The 16538-nt window shown below is 68.0% G+C and carries 16 protein-coding genes; 12 read left to right on the top strand and 4 right to left on the bottom strand.

Annotated features, from left to right (window positions below; genetic code table 11):
* The first annotated feature begins 55 nt into the window (after positions 1 to 55).
* The 5 genes from VGL40_11165 to VGL40_11145 all read left to right on the top strand — a co-directional run bounded on the left by VGL40_11165 (position 56) and on the right by VGL40_11145 (position 3983).
* Positions 56 to 562, top strand: coding sequence for an HD domain-containing protein (locus VGL40_11165; GenBank protein ID HEY3315819.1), 507 nt, complete (start codon positions 56 to 58; stop codon positions 560 to 562).
* 163 nt (positions 563 to 725) lie between these two features.
* Positions 726 to 989 (top strand): stage V sporulation protein S, encoded by a 264-nt coding sequence (locus VGL40_11160; protein ID HEY3315818.1) that lies wholly within the window; start codon positions 726 to 728, stop codon positions 987 to 989.
* A 180-nt stretch (positions 990 to 1169) separates the two neighbouring features.
* A complete protein-coding gene (locus VGL40_11155; GenBank protein ID HEY3315817.1) occupies positions 1170 to 2672 on the top strand; it encodes a leucyl aminopeptidase in 1503 nt (500 codons plus the stop codon).
* On the top strand, positions 2672 to 3520 hold the full coding sequence (locus VGL40_11150) for a PHP domain-containing protein (protein HEY3315816.1): 849 nt from the start codon (positions 2672 to 2674) through the stop codon (positions 3518 to 3520). The genes VGL40_11155 and VGL40_11150 overlap by 1 nt, the downstream gene beginning before the upstream one ends.
* A 139-nt stretch (positions 3521 to 3659) precedes the next feature.
* Positions 3660 to 3983: a hypothetical protein gene (locus tag VGL40_11145; GenBank protein HEY3315815.1), complete on the top strand. Its 324-nt coding sequence runs from the start codon at positions 3660 to 3662 to the stop codon at positions 3981 to 3983.
* Positions 3984 to 4052: 69 nt separating this feature from the next.
* Here the strand turns inward: VGL40_11145 and VGL40_11140 are convergent, their stop codons facing one another.
* Positions 4053 to 4286, bottom strand: coding sequence for a hypothetical protein (locus VGL40_11140; GenBank protein ID HEY3315814.1), 234 nt, complete (start codon positions 4284 to 4286; stop codon positions 4053 to 4055).
* Positions 4287 to 4481: 195 nt separating this feature from the next.
* On the opposite strand from VGL40_11140, the gene VGL40_11135 reads away from it, so the two are divergent.
* From VGL40_11135 to VGL40_11125, 3 genes are read left to right on the top strand one after another with little or no spacing between them, the layout of a single operon-like run.
* Positions 4482 to 5270 carry a 5-oxoprolinase subunit PxpA gene (locus VGL40_11135; GenBank protein ID HEY3315813.1) on the top strand — a complete coding sequence of 263 codons (789 nt, stop codon included), beginning with the start codon at positions 4482 to 4484 and terminating at the stop codon, positions 5268 to 5270.
* Positions 5270 to 5980, top strand: coding sequence for a 5-oxoprolinase subunit PxpB (gene pxpB / locus VGL40_11130; GenBank protein HEY3315812.1), 711 nt, complete (start codon positions 5270 to 5272; stop codon positions 5978 to 5980). Before VGL40_11135 ends, pxpB begins: the two co-directional genes overlap by 1 nt.
* A complete protein-coding gene (locus VGL40_11125) occupies positions 5977 to 7047 on the top strand; it encodes a biotin-dependent carboxyltransferase family protein (GenBank protein ID HEY3315811.1) in 1071 nt (356 codons plus the stop codon). Before pxpB ends, VGL40_11125 begins: the two co-directional genes overlap by 4 nt.
* Before the next feature lie 54 nt (positions 7048 to 7101).
* On the opposite strand, the gene VGL40_11120 is transcribed toward VGL40_11125, so the two are convergent.
* Both VGL40_11120 and spoIIP read right to left on the bottom strand, forming a co-directional pair.
* Positions 7102 to 7440 carry an alpha/beta-type small acid-soluble spore protein gene (locus VGL40_11120; GenBank protein HEY3315810.1) on the bottom strand — a complete coding sequence of 113 codons (339 nt, stop codon included), beginning with the start codon at positions 7438 to 7440 and terminating at the stop codon, positions 7102 to 7104.
* Between the two features lie 138 nt (positions 7441 to 7578).
* The gene (spoIIP, locus tag VGL40_11115; protein HEY3315809.1) at positions 7579 to 8601 is read right to left on the bottom strand and encodes a stage II sporulation protein P; all 1023 of its coding nucleotides are present in this window, start codon (positions 8599 to 8601) and stop codon (positions 7579 to 7581) included.
* 194 nt (positions 8602 to 8795) lie between these two features.
* Between spoIIP and VGL40_11110 the strand changes: the two genes are divergently transcribed.
* A complete protein-coding gene (locus tag VGL40_11110; GenBank protein ID HEY3315808.1) occupies positions 8796 to 9353 on the top strand; it encodes a hypothetical protein in 558 nt (185 codons plus the stop codon).
* A 611-nt stretch (positions 9354 to 9964) separates the two neighbouring features.
* Here VGL40_11110 and VGL40_11105 read toward each other — a convergent pair.
* Complete coding sequence (locus VGL40_11105; GenBank protein ID HEY3315807.1) at positions 9965 to 10618, bottom strand: nitroreductase family protein; 654 nt, start codon at positions 10616 to 10618, stop codon at positions 9965 to 9967.
* A gap of 33 nt (positions 10619 to 10651) precedes the next feature.
* On the opposite strand from VGL40_11105, the gene miaB reads away from it, so the two are divergent.
* The 3 genes from miaB to mutL are packed head-to-tail and all read left to right on the top strand — an operon-like array spanning position 10652 to position 16504.
* Positions 10652 to 12016 (top strand): tRNA (N6-isopentenyl adenosine(37)-C2)-methylthiotransferase MiaB, encoded by a 1365-nt coding sequence (miaB, locus tag VGL40_11100; GenBank protein HEY3315806.1) that lies wholly within the window; start codon positions 10652 to 10654, stop codon positions 12014 to 12016.
* A complete protein-coding gene (gene mutS, locus VGL40_11095) occupies positions 12013 to 14649 on the top strand; it encodes a DNA mismatch repair protein MutS (GenBank protein ID HEY3315805.1) in 2637 nt (878 codons plus the stop codon). Before miaB ends, mutS begins: the two co-directional genes overlap by 4 nt.
* 4 nt (positions 14650 to 14653) lie before the next feature.
* Positions 14654 to 16504 (top strand): DNA mismatch repair endonuclease MutL, encoded by a 1851-nt coding sequence (gene mutL / locus VGL40_11090; GenBank protein ID HEY3315804.1) that lies wholly within the window; start codon positions 14654 to 14656, stop codon positions 16502 to 16504.
* The last annotated feature ends 34 nt before the right edge of the window (positions 16505 to 16538 follow it).

Below are 16538 nucleotides of genomic sequence, written 5' to 3'. Positions count from 1 at the left end.
ACCAGAAGGGGAGGGCTGGGTCATCATTCCCTCTGAGGGCGAGTGCCTCAGGCTCTTGTCGGAGTATCGCTTTCCGGACGGGGCCTGGTCTCACGTGACCACGGTGGCGTCCGTCGCCGTCTTCCTGGCCGAGGAATTGAAGCGGTCGGGCCGGAAGGTGGAAGTCGATCTCGTCCGGGCGGCCGCTCTCCTGCACGATTTGGGGAAGGCCCCGGGCGTTCCGCGGGACGTTGACCACGCCGCCGCCTCAGCCCGCATCGCCGCCGAGCGTGGCTACGCCGAACTGGTTGAGGCCGTCCGCCGTCACCTCCTCGAGGCCGTCCTGGATCCCGAGCGTCAACCGCGAAACCTGGAGGAGAAGCTCGTCTACTATGCCGACAAGCTGGTTGCCCGGGACTTTGTCGGCTTGGCGGCCCGCTTCTCCGACCTCAAGCGGCGATACCCCGGCAGCGCGTCACTCATCGAGGAGTGCTGGCCGGCGGTGAGAGCGATGGAAGCCGAGTTGTTCAAGGACCTTCGTATCCGGCCGGAAGACCTGGCCGGGCTGGCCGGTCTCGCTTGACCACAGAAACCGCCCACGGCGGGTTCCGGCAGGTTCTCATTTAGGGCGCCTAGAGGTCGAAGTGTGAAGATTTTCGCTCCTCTGCCAGCAGGTTTTTGTCCGACAAGAGAGAACATTATCCCTTGCCGAGCAGAATTTCCAAGCGGAGGAGGTTCTTCCCAAGTTGGTCGACGTCCTCAAGGTCTCATCGAAGTCCAATCCCAACTCGGTCGCCGGGGCTTTGGCAGGAGTCCTGCGCGAACGCGGCAACGCTGAGATTCAGACCGTCGGGGCCGGCGCCTTGAACCAAGCGGTCAAGGCGGTGGCCATCGCCCGAGGCTTTGTCGCCCCAAGTGGCATGGACCTGGTCTGCGTCCCGGCGTTCACCGACATCGAGATCAATGGTCAGGAACGGACGGCCATAAGGCTCATCGTCTCACCACGGTGAGCCGACCCCGTAGAGGAAGCCGACACCCGTCCCTACTCGGGACGGGTTTTTTTCTTGCCGGTCGAGATTAGGCCAGGCAGGGAACGGAGGGAAGGCGTGGAAGAATAGGCGGGCGGCGGCGGGGGAAAACCGGGGGGCATTTGGGCAGAATTGCTAATAGCGGGCAAGGAGATGGCGAGGGTGAAGGTCAAGGTCTGGCGAGGCTCGATCACTGAGGTCAAGGCGGATGCGGTCATCATCAACCTGTTTGAAGGGGTCAAGCGCCCCGGGGGGGCGACCGGGGCGGTCGACCAGGCCCTGGGCGGAGCCATCAGCCGCCTGGCCGAAGCGGGGGAGCTGACCGGTCAGGAAAAGGAAGCGGTGGTCGTCTACTCCCTGGGGCGCCTGCCGGCGACCAAGGTCGTCGTGGCCGGGTTGGGTCCATCGTCAGGCTTCGACCTCGAGGGCGTCCGCCGGGCCGCCGGATGGGCGATGAAAGCGGCGGCGCGGGGTGGATGTCGGACCGTGGCCACCATCGTCCACGGGGCCGGCATCGCCGGCCTGGAGGCCGGCGCGGCGGCCGAGGCTACGGTCATTGGGAGCCTGCTGGCAAGCTACTCATTTCGGGAGTTGAAGTCGGCCAAGGAGTCCGCCCCGCACGGGGTGGAGGAATTGATCGTCGTCGAGCACAATGAGACCAAGATCCCCGCCGTCGAGGCCGGTGTCCGGCACGGGCAGGTCCTCGCGGAGGCCACCGCCTTGGCCCGAAACCTGGTCAACCGGCCCGCCAAGCTGATCACCCCGACGGCTCTGGCCGAGGTGGCCGCCAACATCGCCCGCCAGGGATTGGAGCTCGAAGTCCTCGAGAAGGCCGATTGTGAGCGGCTGGGCATGGGGGCCTTCCTGTCCGTCGCCAGGGGCAGCGACGAACCGGCCAAGCTCATCGTCCTGCGCTATCGCCCGAGCGAGGGCCGGGCGGCCGGCGGCCCCCTCGCCTTTGTCGGCAAGGGTCTCACCTTCGACAGCGGTGGGATCTCGCTGAAGGCGGGCGAGGGAATGGAGGCAATGAAGGCAGACATGGCCGGCGGGGCCGCCGTACTCGGGGCGATGCAGGCCGTTGCCGGCCTGAAGCCGGCGGTCGAGGTCATCGCGGTCGTCCCGGCCACGGAGAACATGCCTTCAGGGCACGCCGCCAGGCCCGGCGACGTGGTCAGGGCGATGAACGGGAAGACCATCGAGATCATCAGCACCGATGCTGAGGGCCGGATGATCCTGGCCGACGCCGTGGCCTATGCCAGGAGCCTTGGGGCGAAGCGGCTGGTCGACTTGGCCACCCTGACCGGGGCCTGCGTGGTCGCCTTGGGAAACGTGAGGGCAGGTCTCTTCGCCAATGACGACCGGCTGGCCACCGAGGTCGAGGAGGCGGCCGCGAAGGCGGGGGAGAAGGTTTGGCGGATGCCCCTTGACCGCGAATACCGTGATCTTCTCAAGAGCGATGTGGCGGAGATCAAGAACAGCGGCGGCCGGCCGGGCGGGGCGATCACCGGGGCCCACTTCATTGGCGAGTTCGCCGGCGATTCGCCGTGGGTCCACCTGGACATCGCCGGCCTGGCTCTGACCTCGACGGAGCAGGCCCATACCCCCAAAGGGGCGACCGGGTTCGGCGTCCGAACCCTGGCTTGGCTGGCCGAGTCGGCCAAGTAATGCCAGCCGACCTGCACGTGCACACGACCGCCTCCGACGGAACGCTGACCCCTTCCGAGGCCGTCAGGGCGGCTGTCGCGGCTGGGCTGACGGCCATTGGGGTGACCGATCACGACACCACCGCCGGTCTGCCCGAGGCGACCCAGGCGGCTCGAGCCTCCGGGGGAGGACTGCGCGTCGTCCCGGGAGTCGAGGTCAACACGGATACGACCATCGCCGACAGAACGCGCGAAGTGCACGTCCTCGGATACCTCTTCGACCCGTCCTCCCCGGCCCTGGAGGCCGAGTTGCAGCGGTTACGGACGGCCCGGTACGAGAGGGCCCGCTTGATCCTGGACCGGCTGGTCAGGTTGAACCTGCCCGTCTCGTTCACCAGGGTCAGGGAGATCGCCGGCGGCGGCCCGCTCGGTCGTCCCCACATCGCTCAGGTCCTGGTCGAGGCGGGGTATGCGGGATCGGTCCGCGAGGCCTTCCGGCTCTATCTCGGGATCGGTAAACCGGCCTATGTGGAACGCTACAAGCTTTCGCCGGAGGAGGCCGTCCGGCTGATCCGGGCGGCCGGTGGCGTGGCCGTGCTCGCCCACCCGGGATTGATCGGTGACGACTCGATCATCCCCCCGCTCGTGGCCGCCGGCCTGGCCGGCCTCGAGGCCCGCTATCCGGAGCACTCGCGAAGCCAGACCCGGCGTTATGTGGCCATGGCTCGGCGTTACGGTCTGGTCGTCACCGGGGGTTCCGATGCCCACGGCCCGGGCTTTCCGGGGCGGGCTCCCATCGGCGGTGTCCGGGTCGGGGACGAGGTCATCAAGGAGCTGGAAGACCGTCGGTCGGACGAAGGCCGACCGTGATGGGCTTCACCTTCACCGGCGTCACCGAGTTCTGAAGGGTCGCGGTGGGGGTGAGGGGGCCGGGGTCACGGCCGCCCGAATAGGGTCAACCCTTGCCAGCTATAATAAGCTGTAGAGGTTGGCGAGGGGAGTGACGAACGTGCCCGAAGCGGCATCCGAGGATTCCGTCGAACGGCTCCTGGTCCGCTTGCGGACGCTCGAGGATCAGGTCCAGAGCCTGAGGTTCAGCCGGAGGGTGCTGATGGACCTCCTGGTGGCGATGGACCACGACCGCCGCGAGCGTGGGGCCCGCCTCAAGGAGGAGAACGAACGGCTCCGCCGGATGTGCCGCCAGATGGCTCGGTTGATTCAGGTCGGAGGGGCTCTCCCGCCCCCACCGATCGAAGGCGAGGAGTCGGCCACCCCGGTGGTCCTGGACCGCTCGCCAAGCGAGGTCAGGGAAGCCGGCCCGCGGACTACCTGATTGATCATCGCGGTGAAGTCAAGGCCGGCGCGCTCGCGCCGGCCTTGAGTGTCCACCTACCATCGTGTCCTAAGGGTCGTCGAGGCGGGGGTCTTCCTGGTCGATGACCCAGTCGTTCGACCACCAACCGGAGATAGGCTCCTCAAACAGGGCGAATTCTTCGTCCTGGACGGCGTTGCGGTGCATCTCGAGGAGGAAACGCTTCTCCTTGGGGTCCAGCCGTTGGCCCGTGGTGATCTTTTCTTGAGTCACCGGGTGGGCGCCGCCGGCCTTGGGTGGCCTGGTCGCCCATCGTCTGAACATCACTACCTGACCACCTCGATGGAGAGATTCCGGCCCCGGCGGAACCTTTGCGGCGGGTGTCCGGGTCCTGTGAGCTTTAGTCTTGGGATCCGCGCCGGCTGGCCATACCTGGCAAAAAAGCGCACCAGGGGCAGGCTTTTCAAGCTTCCGGATGGAATCTCGTAGCGGGCCGGGTCGAAGGATGGTCAAGGGACGGTGGACCGTGTGCTGCGGGTGGACTTGAACAGTGATATGGGGGAGGGTTTCGGCCGCTACCGCCTTGGCGCCGACGAAGCGCTGCTGGCCGTGGTCTCGTCAGCCAACGTGGCCTGTGGCTTCCATGCCGGAGACCCGAGCCAGATGCGACGGACGGTGGCGTTGGCCAGGAACCGGGGGGTCTCGGTCGGGGCCCACCCGGGCTATCCGGACCTGGTCGGGTTCGGGCGGCGGGAGATGAAGGTCGACCCGTCCGAGGTCGAGGACCTGGTCGTCTACCAGGTCGGGGCCATGGCCGGAGTGGCCCGGGCAGAAGGTGTCGAGCTGACCCACGTCAAGCCCCACGGGGCTCTCTACAACCAGGCTGCCCGGGACAAGTCATTGGCCCGGGCTGTGGCCCGGGCGATCAAGTCGGTCGATCCCCACCTGGCCCTGGTCGGCCTATTCGGCTCCGAGCTCGGTGCGGTCGGCCGGGAGGAGGGCCTGAGGGTGGTCGAGGAGGTCTTCGCCGACCGAGCCTACCTGAGTGACGGCCGCCTCGCGCCGAGGGAGCTGCCCGGGGCCCTGGTCACCGAACCGCCGATCGTCGCCGAGCGGGCCCTGAGGATGATCCGAGAGGGCCGGGTCTCAGCCATCGACGGTGGCTGCATCCGGGTCCGGGCGGACACCATCTGTATCCACGGCGATACGGCCGGGGCCCCGGCTCTGGCCGCGGCGGTCAGGACCCGTCTGGAGGCCGCCGGGGTCAGGATCGTTGGCCTTCAACGAAAGTCGGAGACGGCCCCGTGATGTATGACCGGCCGAGGCTGTTGCCATTGGGCGACGGCGCGCTGACGGTGGAGTTCGCCGATGGCATCGAGGACGACGCCCTGGTCGCGGTGGGGGCGCTGGACGACGCCATGATCTCCGCCGGACCACCGGGGATCATCGAGGTCATCCCCACCTACCGCTCACTATCCGTGGTCTACGACCCGAGCATCCTCTCGTCGACCGCCCTCCGTCGCTGGGTCGAACAGGTGCGACTGGAGCGCCGGCGAAGGTCGGGGGCTCGACCGACCCTGGTCGTCCCGGTCACCTACGGCGGCAGCCATGGTCCCGACCTGACCGACGTGGCTGAGCACTGTCGGCTCTCTGAGAGTGAGGTCATTCGGCGACATAGCGGGGCCGACTACTCTGTGGCCATGCTCGGTTTTCAGGCGGGCTTTCCCTACCTGGCCGGACTGCCTCCGGAGCTGAACGTGCCCCGCCTGGCGAGTCCCCGGACCACGGTGCCCGCGGGGGCGGTGGGCATCGCCGGCGGGCAGACCGGGATCTACTCGAGCACCAGCCCGGGCGGGTGGCGAATCATCGGCTGGACTCCACTGGTCCTGTGGGACCCGGGGCGGGACAGGCCTTCGCTGCTCGAGCCGGGAGACCGGGTGCGCTTTTGCCCGGTGGAATCTGTCGCGGCCTCGGCCCAGGGCCGGAAGGCCGACCGGGCCGGGGGTGAGCCGAGGTGACCGAGGGTCGCATCGAGGTCATCGCAGCGGGGCTTCTCACCACCATTCAGGACCTTGGGCGACCAGGCTACGCCCGCTACGGTCTGGGTCCGGGGGGGGCGGCCGACGGCTTCGCCTTACGAGCGGCTAATCTCCTGGTCGATAACGAACCCGGGGCGGCCGGTCTGGAAATCACCCTGGCCGGACCGGAACTTCGGTTCCGCCGGTCGATCAGCTTTGCGGTGAGTGGGGCCGACCTGGGGCTGGAACTGGACGGACGAACCATCCCGAGCTGGCGGGGGATCACGGCCCGGGCCGGTCAGACCCTGCGCTTCCGGCCCGTAGCTCGGGGTTGTCGGGCCTATCTGGCGGTCTCCGGGGGTCTGGACGTGCCCGTCAGCCTTGGCAGCCGGTCCTCGGATCCGCGAGCCAGGCTGGGCTGGCGAGAGGGGCGGGCGGTCAAGGCGGGCGACGCCCTCCCGGTGGCCGGAGGCGCCGTGACCCAGGCGCGCCTGGACCGCCTGGCCTTGAGTCTTGAGCAAATGCTCCCCCCGGGCCAGGAGAGCCCGGCCGACTACCTCGACCGCGAGGTGGTCGCGGCCGCCGACGGGCCGCAGGCCGACCATTTTTCCCCCGCCGCGCTCGCCCGCTTCTACCGTTCGGTCTACCAGGTCGCGCCCTCGTCCGACCGGATGGGGCTTCGTCTGAACGGTCCGGCGGTCAGCCCCGAACGTGCGGACATCGTCTCCGACGGCCTGATCGCCGGGGCCGTGCAGGTGGCTCGGGATGGGCGGCCGGTCTGCCTTCTGGCCGGTCACCATACGACCGGCGGCTACCCGAAGATCGCCGTCATCGGGCGGGCCCACCTCCGGGTGGCCGCCCAACGGCCGCCCCTCGCCCATCTTTCGTTTGTCCGGGTCGACCCGGCTGACCTCGAGGAGGAAGCCGCCACTTACCTTTCGATCCTGCGGGGTTGGGAGGAAAGACGGCTCGGGGAATTGCCCGGGCGCCTCTATCGCCTGCGGGGCGGAGTGACGGTCCGCGTGCGCCGCCAAGGAGACTCCCCGAAGCGACCTGGTGGACGATAAGAGAACGGCGCTCCGCTCATTGGCGGTGCGCCGTCGTTGTTCGCGTCCCGGACATCAGACCTTGGTTCCGGCTCTGAGGTGTTCTTCGGCCAGGGCGATCATTCGCTTGACCATCTGGCCGCCGATGGCCCCGCCCATCAACCCGCCGACCCGTCCACACTGGCGCGAGGGCATGTCGGCCCAGCCGCGACGATTCACTTCATCGAGGATGCCGATCTCCCCGGCGATCTCATTCTTGAACTTGTCGAGCACTTGGTCATAGTTCTGCTGGGTCAGGCCGGTGCCCGAGCCCGCTCGTTGGGCCACTCCGACCTCCCTGGCGACCTCGAACTTGAGGTCCTTCAGGGCGCTGTCGGCCTGGGGAACGAGAAGGTCATCGTTGTCTTGAGCCATGTTTTCACCTCCAGGCCTCTAGAAGTCAATTGTATTATTAGCCGGCCGAACAAAACCCATGCTAGAACATTCTTCAAAGGCTTCCGGTGGAAAGTGCGGCTGGTCCGGACAATGGCCGGCCGGCGTCGCCGCCGACCCTCAGGGGGTCGTGGTCGCCGTGAAGGCTCTGGCGATGACATCGGCGAAGAGCCGGGCGGCATTGTCGGCCGTCCCCCGCGGGGCGGTCTCGGTACCGAACTCAAACAGCAGTGCCGTCGGCATCAGGTCCTGATTATAGAGGCCGCGGCCCATGTAGATCGCCTTGACCAGGCCGGGATAGAGGCTGTCGGCGGTGGCCTTGATCTGCGTGGCTACATAGAGGTTGGCGACCATGGTCGGGTTCTGGCGCCCGATGACGATCATCACTTGTTGGATCTGCTGGTCGGCCACGGTCCGCAGGTAGTCGGAGGCCGGGGCCGAATCGCGATGGAGGTCGAAGAGGGCGAACGGGTTGTACATCTGGATGTCCTGGTAGGCCGTCCGCCGGGAGCGAATGTAGGCCTGGTTGTCGTGGGGGTCATGGCGGGTCGGGTCGCCGACGACAACATAGCCGTTCGCCCGCAGGGCCGTGCCGAAGGTGGCCCCGACTTCGAAGATGCTGCCGTTGCCCGGGATGACGGGGGCCCCGTCGTCCGGGGTATAGGATTCGTCGGAGTGGGTGTGGTAGACGACGACGGCCCTCGGCCCGGTTGGGGTCGCCGGCTGACCGGGCCCCGGGACGGGGGTGGGGGCGGGCTGAGGCGCCGGTATCGGGCTTGGGGTCGGCTCCGTCGCGGGCTGGGGGCCTGACGCCGCCTGGCTCGGCGGGGCCCAGCCGCCGGTCGAGTCGAGGCTTCCGGCCTTGGACACCAGGCGAGCTACGGCCGTCCGGCCCAAGACGCGGATGACCCGGTACATTGAGTCGCCGGCAGTGATCAGCTGATCGCCGACGGCCACGGCCAGTCCGGTGCGGAGAAGGACTTGACGGTCCTCGTCGAGGATTTCGGTGTAGCCTCGGGCTCGTTCGCCCTCGCCCCGAGGTCCCGGGGAGAGCGGGCCGTAAGTGACCCCATAGAACACCGCCGTCGTAACCGCCAGGGCCGCGACCAGGCTGAGGATGATCATCTGCCGGCGCCCTTTCATGGCCTGCCTCCATCAGCGCTCGATTCTGAACCACCTTGGGAGGGTCCGTCGTGCCGCATCGATAGTTTTCCGGCGGCCCTATGGAGCTATGCGAAGACGGAGGAAAGGTGTCGCCAGGTGTAGAAAGCACAATATGATGGGGTGGGACCCGGCGGTCGCTATTGGTCAGGAAGGGCGTTTAGGGAGGCCTGGGGATGGGTGGCGGTCTCAAGGAGTTCGTGTCTTACGAAGAAGCGTGCGTCCTTCTCAACCTGACGCCGCGAGTCTTCCGATCCATCTTGGCTGATTTCGAGACCGAGATCGTCTCGGTCCAAGCCGGCCTAGATGTCCCGGCCAAGCATTTGACGGTTGGGGCCTACGAGCGCCTGCAGCGGATCGTCGAGATGCGCGGCGGCGGCAGCGGTGACACGGATATCAAGGCAGCCCTGGCGACGATGACAGCCGCGTCGGCTGAAGCCGCCGCCAGTTCGCGGCCGGCGGTCATCGCCTTCCCGACGCCCACGCCCGTCTCCGAGGTCCCGGCCGTCTACGATGCCGACCTGGCGGACTTGAGCCTGCTGATGGAGCGAGTCGGCCAATTGGTGGGCCACCTGGAGGCGATGGAGGCGCAGCAACGGGAAGAGCGCGAGCGCCTTCTCAACACCCTCCTTCGGACCCAGCAAGAGGTCCAGTCGCTGCGCTACGAGCTGACTGCCCAGAAAAGCCGGCGAGACCGGAAGAAGTCCTTCTGGGCCCGCTTGTGGGAGTTCTGAAGGCGGCGGCCGGGGTGAGCCGGTCGGCCGCCGGGGTAAGGCCATCGAGGCCAGAGGACTACCTGGTGGGAACATTTAAGAGGGAGCCTCCAGGGCTCCCTCTTCGCATGCCGCGTTTCCCATCTCCCCGGCCCGGGGCGGTTCGTCGGCTGTCCGGGCGCCGGCACCGCTGCGTCCCGGTCCTCGCTCACCGCTCGCCCGAAGGTCGTCGACGACCTTCTTGGCGTCCGTGGGCCGCAGCCGGATGACGGACTCATGACTTCGTTAATCGGGGTCTGGCCGATGAAGGCCGGGTCCTTGCCGACGGAGCGCATCAAGAGGTCCCACATGGTGACCACGCCGGCCAGGCGACCGCCGTCGATCACCGGGAGGCCCTCGAAGTGGCCCCATCGGCGGGAATTCCTCCTCGCCGCGGGGCCGCGGACCGCAGGATAAAGCCTTGCGCTGGTCGAAAGACTAAGCCTCGGCGAGAGTAGGGGAGCGGGGCCGGCCCGGGCCCCCGGCGGGCGTCCGAGCCCGTGACTTCGGGCGGGGATGGACCCGTCCGGTCGGTCATCCTCGGGCGCTCTTCTTTGTTACCCTTCCGGCCGGCTTGATGGTGGCGAGGCGGGTCACCGCCGTCCTGAGCGCCGGAACAGCCCGTGCAGGCGCTTGCCGAGCGACAAGAGGCCGCTCTTCCTTAGCCGGCTCGTCAGGGTGGCCGCCGTCTGCGGGTCGTAGACTTCGCGGTGGACCACCTCCTTGAGTTCCAGGCGGGGCGGCGGGGCCGGGGATTCGCCCGGGTAACCGAGGGTGATCAGCCCGAGGATGTCGAGGGCCTTGGGAACGCCGAGGATGCGCCGGGCCGCGGGGACCGAGAATCCGGCCACGTAACAGGTGCCCAGGCCGAGGCTCTCGGCGGCGAGGATGAGGTTCTCGGCGGCCAGGGAGCAGTCGATCTGATACCAGCGGTCGCCGGTCGGCCGGCCAAGGACGGCGATGACCACCGGGGCCGAGCCGACGTGACGGTACCGGACGAAGAAGAAACGGGCAATGCTACCCAGGCGCCGCCTCCGCTCAGGATCGGTGACCACCACGAACTGCCAGGGCTGTGAGTTGACCGCGCTCGGCGCCCAGTGGGCGGCTTCGAGGAGGGCCTGGATGACCTCCTCGGGGACCGGGCGGTCGGCGTAGGCCCGGATGCTCCGGCGGTGGCGGATGGTGGCGAGGACCTGGTTGTCCAGCGGCGGCCGTCCACCGCCCGGGTCGGCCTGGTCTTGGAACATTTGGACACCTCCTTGGGGGTGGCGGAAGGACTGGTGAGTCGGTCTTTGAAGTATCGCTTGATGACCTTCGGCTGTCAGATGAACGAGCACGACTCGGAGCGTCTGGCCGGGATGCTGGAGGAAATGGGCTACCAGGAAGCGCCCGACCCCTCCGGGGCCGACGTGGTCATCCTCAACACCTGCACGGTCAGGGAGAGCGCGGTCGAGCACGTCTACGGTCGCCTTGGTGAGCTCAAGCGGCTCAAGGTCGAGCGCCCCGGGATGGTCCTGGGGGTCTGCGGGTGCCTGCCTCAGCAGGAGGGGATGGCCGAGGCTCTGCGGCGTCGTGCCCCCCACATCGACCTCGTCTTCGGTACCCACAACCTGGCCGACTTCCCCGCGTTGCTCCGGAAGGTCTTGGAAGCGCGGCAACCATTGGTCGCCGTCTGTGGAGACGAAGGGGAGATCGCCGAGGGTCTGCCGCGCCGGAGCAAGGACGGCCTGAAGGCCTGGGTTTCGATCACCCACGGCTGTGACAACTACTGCTCCTACTGCATCGTGCCGTACGTCCGGGGCCGGGAGCGCAGCCGCCGGCCGGAGGCCGTCCGCCGCGAAGTCGAGGAATTGGTCGACCAGGGCTGTCGAGAGGTCACCCTGCTCGGGCAGAATGTCAACTCCTACGGTCGCGACTTGGACCCGCGGAACGCGGGCGGAGTGGGCTTCGCCGCTCTCCTCGGGGACCTTCGCCGGAGCCCCGGGCTTTGGCGGATCCGTTTCATGACCTCCCACCCGCGGGACTTCGGCCCAGAGCTCATCCAGGCCCTGGCGGCCGGAGGGCCCGTCTGTGAGCATGTCCACCTGCCGATGCAATCAGGCAGTGATTCCATCCTCGAATTGATGAACCGAGGCTATTCGGCCCGCCACTATCGCGATCTGATCGCTCGGATTAGGGCGGCCGTACCTGGGGTGGCGGTGAGCACCGACATCATCGTCGGCTTCCCCGGTGAGCGGGATAGCGACTTCGCCGAGACCATCGACCTGGTCAGGGAGATTCGCTTCGACGCCGCTTTCACCTTCATCTATTCCCCCCGCCGCGGCACGCCGGCCGCCTCCCTGCCGGAGCAGGTCCCGGTGGAGGTCAAGAAGGACCGGATTGCCCGCCTCATCGACCTTCAGAACACCATCACCCGTCAACTCAACGAGGGCTTAGTCGGTCGGACGGTGGAGGTCCTGGCCGAAGGGGAGAGCGCCAAGAACCCTGGACGGGCCGAGGGACGGGCCAGGTCGAACCGGTTGGTCCTCTTCCCGGGCGGGGCGGCCGACCGGGGCCGGCTGGTCCGGGTCCGGGTCGAGCGGGCCGGGACCTGGGTCCTGCACGGTCAAGCCGAATCCGCCCCACCCCTGGAGGGAGAGGGTTGACCGAAGCCGTTACGCCGATGATGATCCAGTACCGCCGGGTCAAGGACGAGCATCGGGACAAGATCCTCTTCTTCCGACTCGGGGACTTTTACGAGACCTTCTTCGATGATGCCGAGTTGGTCTCGAGGGAGCTGGAGATCGTCCTGACCGGCCGCGACGCGGGCAACGGGAGCCGAGCTCCAATGGCCGGCATCCCCTACCACGCCGCCGAGGGCTATATTGCCCGCCTCCTTGAGAGGGGGTACAAGGTCGCCCTCTGCGACCAGGTCGAGGATCCAAAGTCGGCCAAGGGGCTGGTGAAACGAGAGGTCACTCGGGTGATCACCCCGGGCACGGTGACCGAGGCCGGCCTCCTGGATGAGAGGAAGCACAACTACCTCTCAGCCGTGGCCGGACGGCCGGGTGGGGGTTACGGCCTGGCGGTCATCGATTCGTCCACGGGTGACTTCGCCGTCACCGAAATCACCGGGCCGGCGGCCGACCAGGACCTCCTCGACGAGTTGGGGCGGATCGCCCCGGCGGAGTGCCTTCTCCCGGCCGGAATGGCCGAGGCCGGGCGGGTGGCTGACGACATCCGGGGGGGGCGACTGAGGATTCCGGTGACCGTCCGACCGGAGCTCGAGTTCCAGCCCGAGCTGGCGGCTGAGGACCTGCGCCGCCAGTTCCGCGTGGCGACGCTGGACGGCTATGGGTGCGGGGGCCTCCCGGCGGCCATCGGGGCGGCCGGGGCCGTCCTGGCCTACTTGCGGGACACCCAGAAGAGCGACCTGGGCCATCTCACCGGGCTCCATACTTACCAGCGGTCGGAGTTCATGGTCCTGGACGCGGCCACTCGACGGAACCTCGAGCTGACCAAGAACCTTCGGGAAGGGGGAAGACGGGGCACCCTCCTCGAACTCCTCGACCTGACGGTGACGGCCATGGGGGCCCGGCTGATCAGGGACTGGATCGAGCGCCCGCTGCGCGGAGTCGAATCGATCCGGCGCCGCCACGACGCGGTGGACGAGTTCCTCAATCACCCGTTCATGAGGAAGGACCTTCGCGACTACCTTCGGGGGGTCCGCGACCTCGAACGACTGGCGGGCCGGGTGGCCTATGGCAGCGCCAACGGCCGCGACCTGCTGGCCCTGAAGGCCTCCTTGGAGCAGGTCCCGCGGGTGGCCGAGGTCCTCCGGGCGAGCGGCCCGAAGTCGTCCGCCTTGGCCGACTTGGCCGACCGTCTGAACCCTCTCCCCGAGGTGGTCGCCTTGATCGGGCGGGCCATCGACGAGGAGGCCCCACCGGCCATCAGGGAGGGCGGGCTGATCAGGCGGGGTCACGACCCGCGCGTCGACGAGTTGCGGGAGGCCGGTCGGGACGGAAAGTCATGGATCGCCGCCCTCGAGGCCAGGGAGCGGGAGAGAACTGGAGTCCGCTCGCTGAAGGTCGGGTTCAACAAGGTCTTCGGCTACTACATCGAGGTCACCAGGGCCAACCTGGAATCCGTCCCGCCTGACTACGACCGGCGCCAGACTCTGGTCAACGCCGAGCGGTTCATCACCCCGGAACTAAAGGAGAAGGAAGCGCTCGTCCTCGGCGCCGAAGAACGCCTGGCCGCCCTGGAATACGAGCTCTTCCAGGCCGTTCGAGAGAAGGTCGCCGAAGACGTCCCGACCCTCATTGAGGACGCGCGCATCCTGGCTGAACTCGACGCGATGGCCGCCCTCGGTGAGGCCGCGGCCGTCTTTGGCTATGTCCGGCCGAGCATCGGCGCCGCGGGCCGGATCGAGATCAAGGCGGGCCGGCATCCCGTGGTCGAACGGGTGTTGGCTGCCCCGTTCGTCCCCAACGATACCCTCCTCGACCGGGAGAACAGCCGCCTCCAGATCATCACCGGCCCGAACATGGCCGGCAAATCGACCTACATGCGGCAGGTGGCCCAGATCGTCCTGATGGCTCAGATGGGGAGCTTCGTACCGGCGGCGGCGGCCGAGATCGGGGTCGTCGATCGCCTCTTCACCCGGGTCGGGGCCAGCGATGACCTGGCCATGGGGCAATCGACGTTTCTGGTCGAGATGGTCGAGACGGCCAATATCCTCAATCACGCCACCGCTGACAGCCTGGTCATCCTGGACGAGATCGGCCGCGGCACCAGCACCTTCGACGGGCTGTCCATCGCCTGGGCGGTGGCTGAGTACGTCGCCGACCCGGCCCGGATCGGCGGGCTGACCCTCTTCGCCACCCACTACCACGAGTTGACCGAGCTGGAAGGGCTCGTCCCCGGGGTGACCAACCTGTCGGTGGCCGTGGCCGAGAAGGGGGACGAGGTTGTCTTCCTGCGTCGAATCGTGCCCGGGGGAACGGACCGTAGCTACGGGCTGTATGTCGCCCGTCTGGCCGGATTGCCCGCCGAGGTCACTGGGCGGGCCCAGGAGATCTTGAACTCGATCGAGGCCGACGAGGAGGTCCGGCGCAGCCGCCGTCAGGTGGCTGCTTCACGGCGCCCGCGGTACATCACCCAGCTGGCCTTGTTTGAAAGCAAGACCGACCCTCTGGTCGAGGAGTTGCGCTCCCTGCGGCCGGTGGAGATGACTCCTCTGGAAGCCCTCAACAAGCTGTATGAGTTGCAGGAGAAGGCCCGGAGGGGAAGGTGAGGGGATGGGCGTGATCCGTCTCCTGGACGAACAGACGATCAGCCAGATCGCCGCCGGAGAGGTCATCGAAAGGCCGGCCTCGGTGGTCAAGGAACTGGTCGAGAACGCGATTGATGCCGGCGCCGGGCGGATCCGGGTGGAACTGACCGACGGCGGACGGACGATGATTCGGGTCACCGACGACGGGTCTGGGATGTCCCCCGAGGACGCCCAGTCGGCTTTCATCAGTCACGCGACGAGCAAGATCCGGTCTATCGCCGACCTCGATGAGGTCCGGACGATGGGCTTTCGAGGCGAAGCGCTGCCGAGCATCGCTTCGGTCTCCCTGACCCAGGTCCTGACCAGGGAGGCTGGGGCCGGTTCGGCGACGCTTGTCCGCTATCAGGGGGGGCAGTTGATCGCGACGGAGGAGGCGGCCGGGCCACCGGGGACCCAGGTGACCGTCCGCAACCTTTTCTATAACGTGCCGGCCAGGCTCAAGTTCCTAAAGGCGGTGGCCACCGAAACGTCGGCGGCCGTCGAGGCGGTCGGACGGGCGGCGGTCGCCCGGCCGGACATCGCTTTCTCCGTCGAGGTCGGCGGGCGGGTCAGCCTGCATACGGATGGTCGGGGCGACCGGCTCGCCGTCATCCTCGAGCTTTGGGGGAGAGACGTGGCCGGCCTCTTGGTGCCGGTCGGCCTGGCCGACGGGGCCCTTAGGGTCGAAGGGTTCGTCGGCCGCCCGGAAGCCCACCGTCGCAATCGATCCAGACAACTCCTGTTGATCAACGGCCGGCCGGTCCAATCGGCCGCCCTGTCCAAGGCCTTCGAGGAAGCTTACGCCGGCCTCCTTCCCAGTGGGCGGCGCCCGGTCGGGGTCATCCTCCTGGATGTGCCCGGAGAGGCGGTCGACATCAATGTCCACCCGGCCAAGGCCGAGGTTCGGCTGGCCAGGGAACGGGAGGCTTTCAGCTTCGTCCGGGCCGGTGTCGCCGGGGCTTTGCGAGGGGGCTCGATGATCAGGGAGGTGGCCGCCGGCGCGGCCTGGGGCGGGAGTGTCCTGAGGGAGCTGCCGCCGGAGACCGCCGCCGCTTGGCCGGCCTCCGTCCCGGCCTCGGGCGCGGCTCCTCCCGCTGCGGGGGACCTGCTTGGGGTCGGAGGCGAGGCGGGTTTCGGGGCTCCCTCCGGGGGGCCGTCGGCCGGCGCACCATCATCGGCGGTCGCCCCATGGCCTGAGCTCCGTCCACTGGGGCAGCTGCACCACCTATATCTGGTGGCCGAGGGTCCCGACGGGCTCTATCTCATCGACCAGCACGCCGCCCACGAACGGATCATCTACGACCGTCTGGCCGGGACGGGAGGCGGTCGCGGCCAACCTCTCCTCGTCCCGCTATCCGTGGAGCTGTCGGCAGACGAAGCGGCGGCCTTCGAGCGTTACCGGGGGGCCCTGGGGGAAGCCGGTTTCGAGGCTGAGCCATTCGGCCCCAGGTCACTGCTGATCCGATCGGTCCCGGCGGGCACCGGGGAATCTTACGGCCCCAAGGATGTCCGAGACATCCTCGACGCCTTGACCGACCCCCTCACCGGTGAGGAGCGGCGGGAGACGGATCGGGACCATGCCCGGCGGGCCATTGCCGCCTGTAGGGGCGCGGTCAAGGCTCAAAACCCGCTGTTCCGATCGGAGATGGAGGCCCTTCTGCGGGACTTGGCATCAACGGGGCGCCCGTTGACCTGCCCGCACGGACGGCCGACCGTCATCCGCCTGACCCTCGCCGAACTGAACCGACGCTTTGGGCGCGGCGCGGGAGTCAGCGGCGGGGGAGTGAGCGGTGGGGGAGCGGGTGGAGGGGAAGCGATCAGGGGTGGGGGGGGATAGCGGGGGGTGAGGGACGGCCGTGGTGAACCATCGG

This window comes from Bacillota bacterium (assembly GCA_036504675.1).
In the GTDB taxonomy this organism is placed as follows: Bacteria; Bacillota; Sulfobacillia; order JAJYWN01; family JAJZPE01; genus DASXUT01.
The sequence above is the reverse complement of the archived record's forward strand: the minus strand, read 5'-3'. Positions and strand labels throughout refer to the sequence as shown.